The 16,676-nt window shown below is 72.3% G+C and carries 12 protein-coding genes and 1 pseudogene; 9 read left to right on the top strand and 4 right to left on the bottom strand.

Going from position 1 to position 16,676, the window contains the following annotated elements:
- Nucleotides 1–45 precede the first annotated feature (45 nt).
- Nucleotides 46–2,073, bottom strand: coding sequence for a S8 family serine peptidase (locus tag ABUL08_RS23820; RefSeq protein ID WP_350932191.1), 2,028 nt, complete (start codon nt 2,071–2,073; stop codon nt 46–48).
- Between the two features lie 184 nt (nt 2,074–2,257).
- Nucleotides 2,258–3,718, bottom strand: coding sequence for a CCA tRNA nucleotidyltransferase (locus tag ABUL08_RS23815; RefSeq protein WP_350932190.1), 1,461 nt, complete (start codon nt 3,716–3,718; stop codon nt 2,258–2,260).
- A gap of 126 nt (nt 3,719–3,844) precedes the next feature.
- Here ABUL08_RS23815 and murJ point away from each other — a divergent pair, with 126 nt between their 5' ends.
- From murJ to ABUL08_RS23780, 7 genes are all read left to right on the top strand, one after another.
- Nucleotides 3,845–5,596, top strand: a complete 1,752-nt coding sequence (gene murJ / locus ABUL08_RS23810; RefSeq protein WP_350932189.1) for a murein biosynthesis integral membrane protein MurJ — start codon at nt 3,845–3,847, stop codon at nt 5,594–5,596.
- A gap of 438 nt (nt 5,597–6,034) precedes the next feature.
- Nucleotides 6,035–7,642, top strand: a complete 1,608-nt coding sequence (locus ABUL08_RS23805) for a protein kinase family protein (protein ID WP_350932187.1) — start codon at nt 6,035–6,037, stop codon at nt 7,640–7,642.
- A 2-nt stretch (nt 7,643–7,644) separates the two neighbouring features.
- Nucleotides 7,645–8,379: an RNA polymerase sigma factor SigM gene (gene sigM / locus ABUL08_RS23800; protein WP_377522574.1), complete on the top strand. Its 735-nt coding sequence runs from the start codon at nt 7,645–7,647 to the stop codon at nt 8,377–8,379.
- Nucleotides 8,376–9,443, top strand: a complete 1,068-nt coding sequence (locus ABUL08_RS23795; RefSeq protein WP_350932185.1) for a hypothetical protein — start codon at nt 8,376–8,378, stop codon at nt 9,441–9,443. Before sigM ends, ABUL08_RS23795 begins: the two co-directional genes overlap by 4 nt.
- 178 nt (nt 9,444–9,621) lie before the next feature.
- A complete protein-coding gene (gene trxB / locus ABUL08_RS23790) occupies nt 9,622–10,575 on the top strand; it encodes a thioredoxin-disulfide reductase (protein ID WP_350932184.1) in 954 nt (317 codons plus the stop codon).
- A 39-nt stretch (nt 10,576–10,614) separates the two neighbouring features.
- Nucleotides 10,615–10,938 carry a thioredoxin gene (trxA, locus tag ABUL08_RS23785; protein ID WP_350932183.1) on the top strand — a complete coding sequence of 108 codons (324 nt, stop codon included), beginning with the start codon at nt 10,615–10,617 and terminating at the stop codon, nt 10,936–10,938.
- Nucleotides 10,939–11,081: 143 nt separating this feature from the next.
- Nucleotides 11,082–12,242 (top strand): N-acetylmuramoyl-L-alanine amidase, encoded by a 1,161-nt coding sequence (locus ABUL08_RS23780; protein WP_350932181.1) that lies wholly within the window; start codon nt 11,082–11,084, stop codon nt 12,240–12,242.
- A gap of 4 nt (nt 12,243–12,246) precedes the next feature.
- Here ABUL08_RS23780 and ABUL08_RS23775 read toward each other — a convergent pair whose 3' ends face one another.
- Nucleotides 12,247–12,912: a GNAT family N-acetyltransferase gene (locus tag ABUL08_RS23775; protein WP_350932180.1), complete on the bottom strand. Its 666-nt coding sequence runs from the start codon at nt 12,910–12,912 to the stop codon at nt 12,247–12,249.
- A gap of 293 nt (nt 12,913–13,205) precedes the next feature.
- On the opposite strand from ABUL08_RS23775, the gene ABUL08_RS23770 reads away from it, so the two are divergent.
- The gene (locus tag ABUL08_RS23770) at nt 13,206–14,519 is read left to right on the top strand and encodes an aminotransferase-like domain-containing protein (RefSeq protein WP_350932179.1); all 1,314 of its coding nucleotides are present in this window, start codon (nt 13,206–13,208) and stop codon (nt 14,517–14,519) included.
- Nucleotides 14,520–14,526: 7 nt separating this feature from the next.
- Nucleotides 14,527–15,525, top strand: coding sequence for a D-alanine--D-alanine ligase family protein (locus tag ABUL08_RS23765; protein WP_350932178.1), 999 nt, complete (start codon nt 14,527–14,529; stop codon nt 15,523–15,525).
- A gap of 412 nt (nt 15,526–15,937) precedes the next feature.
- Here ABUL08_RS23765 and ABUL08_RS23760 read toward each other — a convergent pair.
- A pseudogene (locus ABUL08_RS23760) lies at nt 15,938–16,529 on the bottom strand (hypothetical protein); the annotation flags it as partial.
- Nucleotides 16,530–16,676: the final 147 nt, after the last annotated feature.

Here is a 16,676-nt window from a genome sequence, read left to right as displayed (position 1 = left end):
TGCCCGCCGGATTCCTCCGGCGGGCACCGTCGTTCGGGTGGTACGTCAGGGCTGGATCGGGGTCACCGTGAACTTCTCCCAGGCGCCGACCCCCAGGGTGGGGCTGGACCAGTCGATGGTCCGGTTCGCGATCAGCGGACGGGCGCCGCCGCTCTCCGCGGTGATCACCTTGTTGTTGACCGCCGCGACGAGATAGAGCGTCCCGTCGGTGTTGTAGTCGAGCACCCAGAGCTTCTCCCAGGCGCCGATGCTGGCGGACCGGGCGATCAGCGGACGGGCGCCGCCGCTCTCCGCGGTGACGAACTTGTTGTTCACCTTGGCCCGCAGGGCGACGAAGCCCAGCCCGGCGTCGACCACCTCGTACTTCTCCCAGAGGCCGACCGCGGTGGCCTTGGCGAGCAGCGGCAGCGTGCCGGCGCTCTGGGCGGTGACGTACTTGCCGTTGGCGGTGGCCTTGATGCTGACCGTGGGCGCCGGGGCGGTGAAGTCGAACTTCTCCCACGGGCCGATCGCGGTGGACTTGGCGATCAGCGGCAGCTTGCCGGAGTTGTCGGCCATCACGTACTTGCCGTTGGAGTTGGCCTTCAGGCTGACGCTGCCGTCGGAGTTGTCCACGACGGTGAACTTCTCCGCCGCGCCGATGGTGGTCTTGTTCGCGATCAGCGGTGAGGTGCCGGAGGCGGGCGCGGTGACGTACTTCGCGTTGATCTTGGCGAGCAGGGCGACGAAGCCGTCACTGGTCGGCACCACGTCGAACTTCTCCCACGGGCCGAGCGCCGTGCTGCGGGCGATCAGCGGCAGGGTGCCCGCACTCTCCGCGGTGACGAGCCGGCCGTTCACCCGCGCCCGCAGACCGAACGAGGACCGGGCCGCCTGCGTCGGGCCGACGTGCAGCAGCCGGTTCACCGAGTTGCGACCGTCCTGCACGGCACCGGAGATGCCACCGGTCACGATCGCGTCGCGGACCTGCTGCGGCGTCCAGTCGGGGTGCGCCGACAGCAGCAGAGCGGCGGCACCGGCCACGTGCGGGGAGGCCATCGAGGTGCCGCTCTCCACCGCCGTGCCGGTGCTCTCGCCGATCGACGAGGTGATGTTCACGCCCGGCGCGAAGACGTCCAGGCAGGGACCGAAGTTGGAGAACCAGGCGCGGAAGTCCAGGTGGTCGGTGGCGCCGACGGTGATCGCGTCGGGCACGTGCGCCGGCGACGCGAGGCAGGCGTCGCCGTGGTCGTTGCCGGCCGCGACGGCGTACGTGACGCCGGCCGCGATGGAGCGGTTGACCGCGTCGTCCACGGACTGCACGACCCCGCCGAAGCCGAGGCTCATGTTCACCACGGCCGGCTTCGCGGCGTTCGCGGTGACCCAGTCGATGGCGGCGACCAGCTGGTCGCTGTAGCCCTCACCGTTGCAGTCGAGCACCCGTACGGCGACGAGCTTGACGTCCTTGGCGACGCCGTACGTGCTGCCGCCGACGGTGCCGGCGACGTGGGTGCCGTGCCCCTCGCAGTCGTCGGCGACGGCGTCGTTGTCGACGAAGTCGTAGCCGTAGCTGGCCCGGCCGCCGAACTGCTGGTGGCTGATGTCGATGCCGGTGTCCACGATGTACGCGGTCACGTCGGCGGCGGTGGTCGGGTAGGTGTAGGAGCGGTTGAGCACCGGGGTGGTCTGGTCGATCCGGTCCAGCCCCCACGACGGCGGGGTGCTCTGGGTGCCGGCGACGGAGAACTTGCGGACCTGCTCGACGTACGCGACGTCGGGGTCGGCGGCGAGCCGGGCGGCCTGCGCCGGGCTCATCTGCGCCGACCAGCCGCGGAGGCCGCTGCTGAAGATCCGGCCGACCGAACCGCCGGCGGTGTCGGCAAGCCCGTCGGCGGTGGTGCGGACGGTGCGGGCGCTGGCCTTGCGGTCCTTGAGCACGACGATCCAGCGGCCCGGCACGGCGTCGGGCGAGTCGGTGCCGCGCACCTTGTCCGGTGCGAGCGGGGCGGCCGAGGCGGGACCGCCGGTGGTGACGCAGGCGAGTGTGGTCGCGGTGGCGAGGGCGAGCCCGGCCACCGCTGAACGGCGTAGCACGTGTGTTTCTCCCCGTGGGTCGGTGACCGTCCACGACGGACGGGCGACGGGTGATCGACGCGTCCCGCCCCGGACTGCGGTCGGCAGGGCGGAAGGACGCCGATACATCATGCGGGAAGATCGCCGCGAAGGGCGTCAACCGTTCGGTCGATACGCCGGCGTGTCGTCGTCGAAGGGGCCGGGGTCAGCCGGCGATGCCCTGTTCCCGGGCCCAGCGAAGCAGCTCCGCCTCGGCCTCGTCGCGGTCCAGCGGCCCGCGCTCCAGGCGCAGCTCCTTCAGGTGCTGCCACGCCTTCCCCACCACCGGCCCCGGCGGTACGCCGAGCAGCTCCATGATCGCGTTGCCGTCCAGGTCGGGGCGGACCCGGGCCAGGTCCTCGTCGGCCGCGATCCGGGCGATCCGCTCCTCCAGCGCGTCGTAGTCGGCGGCCAGGGCGGCGGCCTTGCGCCGGTTCCGGGTGGTGCAGTCCGACCGGGTCAACTTGTGCAGCCGGGAGAGCAGGTCACCGGCGTCGGCGACGTACCGGCGGACCGCCGAGTCGGTCCACTCGCCCCGGCCGTACCCGTAGAAGCGCAGGTGCAGGCCGACCAGCTTGACCACCTGGGCGGTGACGTCCTTCGGATAGCGCAGGGCCTTCATCCGGGCCTTGGTCAGCCGGGCACCGACCACCTCGTGGTGGTGGAAGCTGACCCGCCCGTCCGACCCGACCGCCTTGGTGGCCGGCTTGCCCACGTCGTGCATGAGCGCGGCCATCCGCAGCACGAAGTCGCAGCCGTTCTCCTCCATCGACATGGCGTTCTCGACGACGGTGAGGGTGTGCTCGTAGACGTCCTTGTGCTGCGCGTGCTCGTCGATCTCCAGCTTCAACCCGGTCAGCTCGGGCAGGAAACGCTCGGCCAGCCCGGTGTCGACCAGCAGCCGCAGCCCGGTGATCGGGTCGGCGCCGCAGAGCAGCTTGGTGAACTCGTCCCGGATCCGCTCGGCGGTGATCCGGTCCAGGTCGGGAGCCATCCGGGCCATCGCCGCCCGGACGTCGGGGTGGACGGCGAAGCGGAGCTGGGCGGCGAACCGGGCCGCGCGCAGCATCCGCAGCGGGTCGTCCCGGAACGACTCCTGCGGCGTGCCGGGGGTACGGATGACCTTGGCGGCGAGGTCGGCGAGGCCGCCGTGCGGATCGGTGAACCGGTGTTCGGGCAGGCTCACGGCCATCGCGTTGATGGTGAAGTCACGCCGCTTGAGGTCGTCGTCGAGGCTGGTGCCGTACTCGACCACCGGGTTCCGGCTGACCTGGTCGTACGCCTCCGCGCGGAAGGTGGTGATCTCCAGTTGGAGGCCGTCGCGCTGGCAGCCGATGGTGCCGAACTCCCGACCGGTCTCCCAGATCGCCTCGGCCCAGCCCTTGACGATCTGCAGCGTCTGGTCCGGGTGGGCGTCGGTGCAGAAGTCCAGGTCCTCGCCGAGCCGGCCGAGCAGGGCGTCCCGGACGGAACCACCCACCAGGTGCAGTTCGTGGCCCGCCTCGGCGAACCGGCGACCGAGCTCGTCGGCGACCGGCGAGACGCGGAGCAGTTCGGCGACGGCGTTGCGCTGCGCGGCGGTCAGCTCGCGGCGGTCGGCGGCGTGGGATGCGGAGGCTTCGGACATGGGATCGCCAGCCTATCGGTCCTCTCCGGGAACACCGCCGCCGGGCGCGGGTAAGAGGTACAGGTTGACTAAGGTTCTTCATCGTCGGGGCGGCACCCCGTCCCGACGTGACCCTGGGAGGCTCCGATGAGTGGCGGGCTCTACCGCAGTTCCAACGCCACGCCGGACGGCGCGATCCCTCCCACGGACGAGGCGACGTTCATCTCGGCCGAGCCGCTGAACCAGCCGGCGGTGGAGGCCACCGCGCCGCCGCCGGAGCAGGTCGCGGAGACCAGCGCCGCCGCGAACAGCGCGGTGATGGCCGTCGGCAGCCTGGTCAGCCGGGGTACGGGCTTCATCCGCAACCTGATGATCGGCGCCGCCCTCGGCACCATGGTCGGCGACGCGTTCACCACCGCCCAGTTCCTGCCGAACCAGGTGTACGAGTTCCTGCTGGGCGGCGTGCTCACCAGCGTGCTGATCCCGGTGCTGGTCCGCCGCCGCAAGACCGACGCGGACCGGGGCGAGGCGTACGCGCAGCGGCTGCTCACCCTGGCGGTGCTCGCGCTCGCCGCCACCGCGCTGATCGCGGTGCTGCTGGCGCCCGTGCTGACCGCGATCTACGCCGCCGGCGGCAAGGACCCGGCCTACACGAACCTGGTGACCCGGCTGTCGTACCTGATGCTGCCGATGCTCTTCTTCACCGGCATCAGCGCGTTGATCGCGGCAGTGCTGAACACCCGCGGCCACTTCGCCGCCCCGATGTGGGCGCCGATCCTCAACAACATCGTCTCCATCGGCACCTTCGGCCTCTACATCGTCGTCTACGGTGCCACCGGGCTGCGCCCCGACGAGGTGGGCTGGGACCGGATCCTGCTGGTCGGCGGCGGCACCCTGCTCGGTGTGGCGGTCCAGGCCGTCGGCCTGCTGCCCGCGCTGCGCAAGGTCGGCTTCCGGTGGAAGTGGCGGTTCGACTTCCGTGAGCTGGGGCTCCGTGAGCTGGCCCAGCTCGGCGCCTGGATGTTCTGCTACGTCGCGGTCAACCAGCTCGGCCTCTTCGTGGTGGTCAACCTGCTCACCCGGGCCACCGGCGGGAAGGGCAAGAACGCCGGCCTGCTGATCTACAACAACGTCTTCCTGCTGCTGATGATGGCGCACGGGATCATCGCCGTCTCGATCATCACGGCGCTGATGCCCCGGATGAGCGCCGCCGCCGCCGACGGCCGGTTCCGCGACGTGACCGCCGACCTGTCCCGGGGCACCCGGATGGTGAGCGCGGTGCTCGCCCCGATCGCGGTCTGCTACGCCGTGCTCGCCGGCCCGATCTCCGTGGTGGTGTTCCGCTACGGCGCCTTCACCGGGGAGAACGCGACCGCCACCTCGACCGTGCTGCTGGTCGCCGCGGTGGGGCTGGTGCCCTTCGCGATCAGCCAGCTCTTCACCTTCGCCTTCTACGCGCTGCCGGACACCCGCACCCCGGCGCTGATCAACATTCCGGTGGTGGCGCTGCGGGTGCTCCTCCAGATCGGGCTCTTCCTCGCCTTCTCCGCCACCTTCGCGGCGGCCGGCATGATGCTCGGCAACGCCGTCTCCTATCTGGCCGCGGCGATCATCTCGGCGCTGCTGCTGCGGCCCCGGGTGGGCCGGATCGGGCTCGGCGCGATCATGCGCACCCTGGGTCGGGTGGTGCTCGCCGCGCTCGGCGCCGCGCTGGTCGGGCTGCTCGTGGTCAAGCTGCTCCCCGGCGACCCGGGGCACCTGAGCTGGTCGGCCGCCGCCGTCCAGCTGGTGATCGGCGGCGCGGTGATCGCCGGGACGTACCTGGGGCTGGCCATGGTGCTGCGGATCAGCGAGATCACCGAGGTGGTGGGGATGGTCCGCCGCCGGCTGGGGCGCTGACTCCGGCCCCTCGATCCCGCCGAACACGGACGGTAAACGAGGATCACCAGCCTGGGGACACGCCTGTGGATAACTCGATTATTCACCGCTCAGCAGCCCTAACGGCCTGTGGACAACCAACCGTACGGATGAGGGTGACGGCCCGAACGGCGGGAATTCGACATGGCGTCGGACGCGTCGCCACACCGGTGCCGCCCCTGCGTCGACTACTTGCGGTCAACCTCTAGATTGGCTGGTGCATCTGCCAGCAACCTGGCTGACTCCGGCCGTCACCGGGCGGACCGCCCGGCTGCCGGTTCCCGGGCGGTCACGGCGGGAAGATGACATGTCGGAGAACGGGGCATCCCGGGTAAGGTCGCTCTCGACGGGTACGGCAGGTGCCGACGCTGCGTGTCGACGCCGGCCTGCCGGTTCCATCGAAGGCAGAGCGGGAAGCACATGCCCAGCAGCGCGGATCCATCGATCGACACGATCACCGAGGGAGGACGGGTGACCCAGGTCGGCGAGGGTCAGGAGGCGGAGGAGACTGCTCCGCCCGTCATGACCTTCGGTGCTCCCACGGCCGGTGAGATCCTCGCCGAGCGGTACGAGCTGGTCGAGCACATCAACAACGACAGCGCGGGCCGGTTGGTCTGGCGCGGGGTCGACGTCGTGCTGCGCCGTCCCGTCGCGGTGGTCCTCCGTTACCCGGGTGGCGACTCCGCCACCGAGATGCTCCAGGCCGCCGTCGCGGCCAGCCGCGTCATCCACCCCAACCTGGTCGGCGTCTACGACGCGATCGACGAGGCCGACCGCGCGTACGTGGTCCGCGAGTGGGTGGACGGGCAGTCCCTGCGCGAGCTGGTCACCACCGACGGGGCGCTGGACCCGGCCCGGGCGACCGCCATCGGCAACGCCGTCGCCAGCGCGCTGGCCGCGGTGCACGCGACCGGCATGGTGCACGGAAACGTCCACCCCGGCACCGTGATGCTCAGCGACGAGGGTCGCGTCGTGCTGGCCGACGCCCGCACCGACGGCGCGGACAGCCAGGAGAACGACATCCGGGCGGTCGGCGGCATCCTCTACTTCGCGCTGACCGGCTACTGGCCGCACGGCGAGGCTCCGCTGCACGGCGCCACCGCGGGGCACGGCCGCGCCGCCATCCCGGACGCGGTCCGCGACGCCACCGGGGGGATCGCCGCCCCCCGCCAGGTCCGGGCCGGTGTGCCGGCCTACCTGGACGACCTGACCATGGACCTGCTGGACCCGGAGATCGCCCCGCCCTCCTCGGAGGTGCTCGCGGCCGAGCTGGGCCGGCTGGACATCCCGGCCGACGAGCACTTCCTGGCGCAGGCCGGTCCGCTGCGCTTCTCGGCCGACACCGACGAGGAGCCCTCCCCGCTGGCCGCCGCCGGAGGCCGCAAGGTGGCCCTGGGCATCGCCGGTCTGCTGGCCGTCGCGCTGGTCGGTCTGCTCATCGGCATCAGCGCGCTCGGCGGCGGCGACGACAAGGACCCGAAGACCGAGCCGGTCGCCCGCCCCTCCAACAGCGCGCCGGCCGGCGACACCACCTCGGCCGCCCCGATCCGGAAGCTCGCCGTGGAGGACGTCCGGATCATCGACCCGGACAGCAAGGTCCGCGACGAGCTCGACGACGCCGAGAAGGTGATCGACGGCAGCGAGGACGAGGGCTGGGAGACCCAGACCTACAAGACCGCCAACTTCGGCAACTTCAAGCGCGGCATGGGCGTCTGGCTCGACCTCGGCTCGCCGCACACCGTCAAGTCCGTACGGGCCGTCCTCTCCGCCAGCGGGGCGAGCGCCCGGCTCTACACCGGCAGCAACGACCCCGGATCCAGCTCCGCCGGTGACAAGGCGCTGGTGGCGGAATACCTGAAGTCGCCGATCGGCGAGGTCCCGGCCGCCGGGGGCACCACGATGACCTTCAGCAACGGCTTCGACCCCGACAAGAAGTACCGCTACCTGCTGTTCTGGCTCACCGAGCTGCCCGAGAACGACCGGGGCTACAAGATCGGTGTCCAGGAGATCACCGTCCAGGGTTCGTGAACCTGCCGGGGCGTACGGGGGCGGGCGCGGAGGCGTCCGACGTCGAGCTGCTCCGTGCCCACGTGGCCGGTGACCGGGACGCCTTCACCGAACTGTTCCACCGGCACCGGGACCGGCTCTGGGCGGTCGCCCTGCGGACCATCGGCGACCGGGAGGAGGCGGCGGACGCCCTCCAGGACGCGCTGCTCTCGGCGCACCGGGCGGCGGCCCGCTTCCGCGGCGACTCGGCGGTCACCACCTGGCTGCACCGGATCGTGGTGAACGCCTGCCTGGACCGGATGCGTCGGCGGCAGACGCACGCCACCGTCCCGTTGCCCGACGGGGTCCACGCCGACTCGGAGCCGGGTCGGCACACCGGCGGGGTGGAGCCCGCCGCACCCGCCCGGGACCACGACACCGCCCTGGTGGTCCGCCAGGCGCTGGCCGAGCTGCCGGCCGAGCAGCGCGCCGCCCTCGTCCTGGTGGACGTGCAGGGCTATCCCGTGGCCGAGGTGGCCCGGATCCTCGGCGTGGCCGAGGGGACGGTCAAGAGCCGCTGCGCCCGGGGCCGGGCCCGGCTGGCGGTGCTCCTCGGTCACCTGCGTACCGGCTCCGACGAGCCCACCGCGATGCCGGGCCCGGCCGCCCGTACGACGTCCGACGTGCCGCGGGTCACCGCCGGGAACCCCAGGGCCTCCGGCGCCGTCGGATCGTCGTCGGGGTTGGCCCGACGGGAACCCCGCCAGGAGGAGACGTGACGTCCGGGATGTTCAGGGAGGTCGACCACGACCTGCTCGCCGACTACCTCGGCGGCGCCCTGGACGGCACCCCGGAACAGGCCACCGTCGCCCGGCTGGTCGACGAGGACCCGGCGTGGCGCGAGGCGTACACCCTGCTGGCGCCGGCGCTGGACCTGGTCCGGGCCGACCTGGCCGACTGGGCCGCCGTCCCGGCGCCGGAGCTGCCCCTGGCGGTCGCCGACCGGATCACCGCGGCACTGGCCGGGGCCGGTCCGGCTCCGGCCGACGTGCCGCAGCCCCGCGCCGCCGACGGCCCGGACAGCCACGACGAGGAGGACCCGACGGCGGAGCCCGGGGTGGCCCGGCAGCGGCGCAGCGGCACCCCGACGGTCACGGTCGTCGGGCAGCGCACCGGCCGTCCGGGACGCGGCAGCGGGACGGCCCGGCCGGCCGAGGGGCCGACCAAGGGCACCGGTCCCGGGCGCCGGCAACGCCGATGGGCCCGACTGGCCGGGCCGGTCGCGCTGGCCGCCGCGTCGATCGCCGCCGTCGGGCTGGGCGTCAACCAGCTGGTCGGTACGGCGGGCGGAGACGGCGCGCCGGTGACCGCCCAGGACCAGAGCGCGGGGAACGCGGCCCGACCGCTGGCCGCGCCGTTCCGCACCACCGGCCCACCGCGCCGCAGCGGTACGGACTGGACGCCCGAACGGTTGTCGAGCAGCAACCTGTCGATGACGGAGCCCGGTCGCACCCTGGCGATGGTGCCGCCCATGGGCACCGCCGCCCCGAAGAGCCCGCAGGACGTGCCGCAGGACGAGGCTCAGCGCCTCTCCGTCAGCGGCGACCTGGGTCGGCTCGCCGGTTCCGACGCGCTGGACTCCTGCCTCGCCGCCGTGGCCGCCGAGCACGCCGGCGGCGCGGTCACCGTCGACCTGGTCGACTTCGCCTCCTTCCAGGGCCGCCCGGCCCTGGTCCTCAACTTCGTGGACGCCGCCGGCGCCCGGTGGGCGTGGGTGAGCGGGCCCGAGTGCGGCGTCCCCGGATCCGGCGCGGACACCCGGTTCCGTACGCGGGTAGGGTGAGGGCGCGGTCACCGCAGGTTGTCCCGTCACGTGACCTGACCCACCGGATGACCGGCTCGGGAATCCCCGCTTCGTACGATGACGTTCTGCACATCAGGCGCCGGCTTCCCTCGGGCGGTCGGCACTCGGATCGACATCGGTGCGCACCGGTGACGAACACACACATCGGGAGACGGCAGTGGACGAGGTCCGCAACCTGATCATCATCGGCTCCGGGCCGGCCGGTTACACCGCGGCGGTGTACGCCGCCCGGGCCAACCTGAAGCCGCTCGTGATCGAGGGCGTGCAGTCCGGCGGCGCGCTGATGACCACCACCGAGGTGGAGAACTTCCCCGGCTTCGCGGACGGGATCCTCGGTCCCGAGCTGATGGACAACATGCGCAAGCAGGCCGAGCGTTTCGGTGCCGAGTTCCTCACCGACGACGTGACGCGGGTCGAGCTGAAGGACACCGGCGACACCGGTTCCGGCGCGGTCAGCACCGTCTGGGTCGGCGAGACGGCCTACCGGGCGAAGGCGGTCATCCTCTCCACCGGTTCGGCGTGGCGTCCGCTGGGCGTCCCCGGTGAGCAGGAATACCTGGGCCACGGTGTGTCGTCCTGCGCCACCTGTGACGGGTTCTTCTTCCGCAACCAGCACATCGTGGTGGTCGGCGGCGGTGACTCGGCGATGGAGGAGGCCAGCTTCCTCACCCGGTTCGCCGACTCGGTGACCATCATCCACCGCCGTGACTCGTTCCGGGCCAGCAAGATCATGGCTGAGCGGGCGCTCGGCAACGAGAAGATCAAGGTCGAGTGGAACTCCACCGTCGAGGAGATCCTCGGCGACGACGGCAAGGTCAGCGGGGTCCGGCTGCGCAACGTGCACACCGGCGAGAGCAAGGTGCTCGACGTGACCGGCGTCTTCGTCGCGATCGGCCACGACCCGCGCAGTGAGCTCTTCCGCGGGCAGGTGGAACTCGACGACGAGGGGTACGTGAAGGTGCAGGCGCCCAGCACCCGGACCAACGTCCCGGGTGTCTTCGCCGCCGGTGACGTGGTCGACCACACCTACCGGCAGGCGATCACGGCGGCCGGTACGGGTTGTGCCGCCGCCCTGGACGCCGAGCGCTTCATCGCCACCCTGCAAGACTGAAAGACCTTCAAGAAGCAGTTCCCGGAGGAGGGGTTCATAGTGGGAGCAACCAAGGCGGTCACCGACGCGAGCTTCGCGAGCGACGTGCTGAAGTCCGACAAGCCGGTCCTGGTGGACTTCTGGGCGGAGTGGTGCGGCCCGTGCCGCAAGGTGTCGCCGCTGCTGGAGGAGATCGCCGGCGAGATGGGTGACCAGGTCAGCATCGTCAAGCTCAACATCGACGAGAACCCCGAGACCGCCCGGACCTACCGGGTGATGTCCGTGCCGACCCTCACCGTCTTCAAGAACGGCGAGCCGGTGCAGTCGATCGCCGGGGCGAAGCCGAAGGGCGAGCTGGTCAAGCTCATCGAGTCCGCTCTGTAGAGCCGACGTACACCTGGAGAACCCCGCGCCCGATCCCGGGCGCGGGGTTCCGTCTTTCCGGGCTCTGACCTGCGCGAACCTGGAGCCGATCGGTGAGCGGTCACGATACGCTCCGTAAGCATCCGCAGCAGAGGGGGTCGTGCGTGCGTCCGATCCGACCCGGTGACCGGGGACCCGCGGTGACCGAGATCCGTACCGTCCTCACCGGCCTCGACCTGCTCCCGCCCGACGGCCACGGCGACGACTTCGACGCCGCGACGGAACGCGCCGTCCGCGCCTTCCAGCAGTCCCGGGGGCTCAGCGTGGACGGCCGGGTCGGTACCGAGACCTGGCAGGCCCTGGACGCCGCCCGCTGGCGGCTCGGCGCCCGCACCCTCTACCACGCGGTGCCCGAGCCGCTCATCGGCGAGGACGTCCGCTCGCTCCAGGAACGGCTCCTGGAGATGGGGTACGACACCGGACGCGCCGACGCCGTCTACGGCGTCCGTACCGCCCGGGCGGTCGCCCAGTTCCAGCGGGAGATGGGCCTCAAACCGGACGGTTCCTGCGGCCCGCACACCATGGGCGCACTGCGTCGCCTCGGTCGGAAGGTGGTCGGCGGGCGACCCCAGTGGCTGCGCGAGTCCGACGCGATCCGACAGGCCGGGCCGGCCCTCGTCGGCCGCACCGTGGTGATCGACCCGGGGCACGGCGGCACCGACCCGGGCATGGTGGTGCCGGACGGGCCGCTGCGCTGGATCGAGGCGGACCTGGTGCACGACCTGGCCAGCCGGCTGGAGGGGCGGCTCGCCGCCGCCGGGGTGCGGGTGCAGCTCACCCGCGGCCCGGCCCCGCAGACCTGCCTCCCGGACGCCGACCGGGCGCAGCTCGCCAACTCCCTCGGCGCCGACGTGTTCATCTCGCTGCACACCGACGGGCACGCCAACCCGGCCGCCAACGGGGTGGCGACCTACCACTACGGCACCGACAACGGGGTCACCTCGGCCACCGGCGAACGGCTGGCCGGGCTGGTGCAGCGGGAGATCGTGGCGCGGACCGGGCTGCGCGACTGCCGTACCCACGCCAAGGCCTGGGACCTGCTCCGGCTGACGAAGATGCCGGCGGTACGGGTCGAGGTCGGCTACCTGACCTCCCCGGAGGACCGGGGTCGGCTGGTCGACCCGAGGTTCCGCGACCGGGTGGTCGAGGCGATCGTCGCCGCCGTGCAGCGGATGTACTTCCCGATCGAGCGGGACGTGCCGACCGGCTCGATCGACGTGAGCGAGCTGCGGGCGGTGGTGGCCGCCGGCACCCGGACCGGCTGACCGCTCAGCCGGCCGTCGAGCGGGTCGCCGGGGCCGGGCGGACCGGCCGGAGCAGCGTCTCGGGGCTCATCGAACCGAGCAGCTTCTCCAGCGCGTACTCGACGTCCGACTTCCAGCTCAGCGCGGTGCGCAGCTCCAGCCGCAGGCGCGGGAAGCGGGGGTGCGGGCGGACCGTCTTGAAGCCCACCGAGAGGAAGAAGTCGGCCGGGGCGACGCAGGCGCGGGTCGGGTCGTCACCGTCGCCGAACTTCGCGTCCCCGAACGCCTCGATCGCCTTGATGCCCCGTTTGGTGAGGTCCCGGGCGACGCCCTGCACCAGCATCCGGCCCAGGCCGCCACCGGCGAAGGCGGGCACCACGTTGGCGGTCATCAGCAGCGCGGCGTCGGCGGAGACCGGCGAGGTCGGAAAGGCCATCGAGCGGGGCACGTAGGCCGGCGGGGCGTACATGACGAAACCGGCGGGCATGCCGTCGACGTACGCCAGCTTGCCGCAGGAACCCCACTCCAGCAGCGTCTGGGAGACCCACGCCTCCTTCTCCAACCCGGGGTCGCCGGCGGCGCAGGCACGGTCGGCGGAGACGGGATCCAGCTCCCAGTAGACGCACTGCCGGCACGGGCGGGGCAGGTCTTCGAGGGTGTCGAGGGTCAGACTGACCAGACGTCGCGACATCAGCGCATCCCCACAACTAGGCTCGGAGGGGAAACCACCACGGCCCGGCACCGCTTTCCTGCCCCCGACGAGCGATGGTACGCCGCAACCGGACCGTACGGGAGGGGACGCGCGAATGCCCACCCGAGCCGGTGACGGCGGTCCGGGATGTGGAAGAACCTCACGGCGTGGGGACGTTCCAGGCCGGGGCGGACTACCATCGAGCAACCGGTGTCCGCGCGCCGCCATGGTTGCCGGCCCCGCGGGTACCACACCGAGCGGCAGGCCCGCCGACACCTGATCGAGGTGATGTCATGACCGGCACGACACTCGACGACTACACCGACCGGTACGCCCGGCGGGTCCGGGGGATGACCGCCTCCGAGATCCGGGCGCTCTTCGCGGTGGCCAGCCGGCCGGAGGTCGTGTCGCTCGCCGGTGGGGCCCCCTACATCGCCGCGCTCCCGCTCGACGCGGTCGGCGAGATGCTCGGCCGGCTCGGCTCCGAGCACGGTGCCACCACCCTCCAGTACGGCATCGGCCAGGGCACCCTGGAGCTGCGTGAGCGGATCTGCGAGGTGATGTCCCTCTCCGGGATCGACGCGTCCTGCGGCGCCTCCCCGGAGGACGTGGTGGTCACCGTCGGCGGCCAGCAGGCGCTGGACCTGGTGGCCCGGCTCTTCCTCGATCCGGGTGACGTGGTGCTCGCCGAGGGCCCGACCTACGTCGGCGCACTCGGCGTGTTCCAGGCCGCCCAGGCGCAGGTCGTGCACGTGCCGATGGACGACGACGGGCTCGTCCCGGAGGCGCTGGAGGCAGCCATCGCCGACCTCGCCCGGGCGGGACGGCGGGTGAAGTTCCTCTACACCATCCCGACCTACCAGAACCCGACCGGCGTGACGTTGAGCGAGGAGCGGCGGGAGCGGGTGCTCGACATCTGCGAGCGCGCCGGCCTGCTGGTGGTGGAGGACGACCCGTACGGTCAGCTCGGTTTCGAGGGTGAGGCCCCGAAGCCGCTGCGCGCCCGCCGCCGCGACGGCGTCTTCTATCTCAGCACCTTCTCCAAGACCTTCGCCCCCGGCCTGCGGGTGGGGTGGATCCTCGCGCCGCACGCGGTCCGCGACAAGCTGGTGATCGCCAGCGAGGCACAGATCCTCTGCCCCAGCGGATACGCCCAGGCGGCCGTCTCGACGTACCTGAGCACCATGCCGTGGCGGCAGCAGCTCAAGGTCTACCGGGAGGTCTACCGCGAGCGCCGCGACGCGCTGCTCGACGCCATGGCGGACCTGATGCCGGCGGGCACCACCTGGACCACTCCCGGCGGTGGGCTCTTCGTCTGGGCGACCCTGCCCGACGGCCTCGACTCGAAGGCGATGATGCCCCGGGCCATCGCCGCCCGGGTGGCCTACGTGCCCGGCACCGGCTTCTATGCCGACGGCACCGGTACGGGCAACATGCGGTTGAACTTCTCCTTCCCGTCGCCGGAGCGGATCCGGGAGGGCGTCCGCCGGCTGGCCGGCGTGATGGAGCAGGACATCGCCATGCGCCGGGTCTTCGGCGCGGTGGGCGGTCCCGGTCCACGGCGGCGCCAGGGCGGCTCCGACGCGCCCGGACCCGACTTGGCATGATTCCCGCATGGCTGTCAGCTCCACCGCACCGAATCCCATGACCGGTCCCGCCGTCACCACCGACCTGCACGTGCTGGTCCTCGCCGGTGGGCTCTCCTACGAGCGGGACGTCTCGCTCCGCTCCGGCCGGCGCGTGCTCGACGCCCTGCGGGCGGTCGGCGTGGAGGCCGAGCTGCGGGACGCGGACGTGGCGCTGCTGCCCGCGCTCGCGGCCGACCCGCCCGACGCGGTGGTGATCGCCCTGCACGGCGCCACCGGCGAGGACGGCTCGCTGCGCGGCGTCCTCGACCTCTGCGACGTCCCCTACGTCGGCTGCGACGCCCGGGCGTCCCGACTCGCCTGGGACAAGCCGTCGGCGAAGGCGGTGCTCCGGGAGGCCGGCATCCCCACCCCGGACTGGGTGGCCCTGCCGCACGACCGGTTCTCGGAACTCGGCGCGGTGGCGGTGCTGGACCGCATCGTCGACCGCCTCGGCCTGCCGCTGATGGTGAAGCCGGCGCAGGGCGGCTCCGGCCTGGGCGCCGCGGTGGTCCGGGACGCCGGGTCACTCCCGGCCGCGATGGTCGGCTGCTTCGCGTACGACCAGACCGCTCTCGTCGAGCGTTACGTGCCGGGCATGGACGTGGCGGTCTCCGTGGTGGACCTCGGCGACGGCCCGCAGGCGCTCCCGCCGGTGGAGATCGTCCCCCGCAACGGCGTCTACGACTACGCCGCCCGCTACACCGCCGGCCGGACCACCTGGCACGCCCCCGCGCGGCTGGACGCCGACGTGACCGCACGGGTGGCGGAGGTGGCCCTCGCCGCCCACCGGGCGCTCGGCCTGCGGGACCTGTCCCGGGTGGATCTGATCGTCGACGCGGCCGGGCAGCCGCACGTGCTGGAGGTGAACGTCTCCCCGGGCATGACGGAGACGTCCCTGCTGCCGCTCGCGGTCCAGGCAGCCGGGCTGGACCTCGGCCGGCTCCTCGGCTCGCTGGTCACCCGCGCGGCAGCTCGCCGCCCCTGACGGTTCCGCCGTCGCTGACGGTTCCGCCGTCCTCGGCGTCGGCCGGTCCGATCGCCTTCCAGGCTGCTCGTCCGCGTGGCCCGAGCCTCGGGTGGCTCGGGCCGGTGTCGGCGGTCCTCGCGCCCCTGGCCGCCACCGCCGCTGTCACCGGGGTCGAGCGTGCGCAGGGGCCTGGATCCCGGACCGGCCGCCGTTCGGTCGCCGGCGGCGTCAGCTCAGTTCGCCGGCTTTCCCTGAGGCCGGTTCTCCCCGTCGGTGTCGCCCTCGTCCGACCCGTCGCCCTCGTCCAGGTCGCCGGTGTCGTTCGCGCTGTCGTACTCGGGCTCCGGCTCGGGGATCTCCTCGGCCGCTTCGATCACGGACACCGGCTCGTCGTCGACGACGTCGGCTTCCGCTGCCGGCGCTGAGGAGAGACTCGACGGTGCCTGCCACTGGATGCGCGGCGGCTCCGCCAAGGGTCGGCCACCGAACTCGGCCAGCCAGGCGGCGACCATCGCGAGGTTCTCCCGCCACTGGGACTCGGAGATGGGCGGCAGGATCGAGTCCCACAGGGAGAGGAAGGTCCCGCGCAGCTGAAGCCGCCCGTACGGCCGGGCGAGGAACCACATGTGCAGGTGAGCCGAGCCGTCACCCCAGCGGTTGACGTGTACCCGGGCCACCCCGTCGAGTGAGCGGATCGCGCGCTCCAGCCGCACCGTCATCACGCCGAGTTCGGCGGCGAGGAGGTTCGGCAGGTCGCCCAGGTCCAGGTGAGACCGGGATTCGAGGATGAGCACCATCGGCAGGCCGGTCGGCCGGTCCATCGCGCGGACCCGCCACCGCTCGCCCACCCAGATGTACGCCTCGTCGGGGGCGTTGCACGCGGTGCACTCCCGATCTTCCTCACCCCGACGGGGAGGTTCCACCGGGACCGGATCGTCGAGCTTCTTGACGCGGAGGTCGCCCTCGAAGGGGAAGGAGGGCCATTGAGTGAAGTCTGGAACTGAGGGAGGGGTGTCCTGCACGACGCTGACCCTAACCGAGACGGCGACGGCTGTCCCTACCTGAATTAGCTTCGGGATGCCGGAACGCACGACTGGGATCGGCCGGGTTCGGGCCTTGTCCACGAGGTTGTCCACAGGGTGCTGAGATCACCACCACACCGCGTCATC

It is taken from the genome of Micromonospora sp. CCTCC AA 2012012, from assembly GCF_040499845.1.
Taxonomy (GTDB): domain Bacteria; phylum Actinomycetota; class Actinomycetes; order Mycobacteriales; family Micromonosporaceae; genus Micromonospora; species Micromonospora mangrovi.
The sequence above is the reverse complement of the archived record's forward strand: the minus strand, read 5'-3'. Positions and strand labels throughout refer to the sequence as shown.

What these genes read in the sequence shown, in the direction of transcription:
- ABUL08_RS23815 (WP_350932190.1), bottom strand. Translation starts at nt 3,718, where the DNA reads ATGTCCGAAGCCTCCGCATCCCACGCCGCCGACCGCCGCGAGCTGACC.
- murJ (WP_350932189.1), top strand. Translation starts at nt 3,845, where the DNA reads ATGAGTGGCGGGCTCTACCGCAGTTCCAACGCCACGCCGGACGGCGCG.
- ABUL08_RS23805 (WP_350932187.1), top strand. Translation starts at nt 6,035, where the DNA reads ATGCCCAGCAGCGCGGATCCATCGATCGACACGATCACCGAGGGAGGA.
- ABUL08_RS23775 (WP_350932180.1), bottom strand. Translation starts at nt 12,912, where the DNA reads ATGTCGCGACGTCTGGTCAGTCTGACCCTCGACACCCTCGAAGACCTG.
- ABUL08_RS23770 (WP_350932179.1), top strand. Translation starts at nt 13,206, where the DNA reads ATGACCGGCACGACACTCGACGACTACACCGACCGGTACGCCCGGCGG.
- ABUL08_RS23765 (WP_350932178.1), top strand. Translation starts at nt 14,527, where the DNA reads ATGGCTGTCAGCTCCACCGCACCGAATCCCATGACCGGTCCCGCCGTC.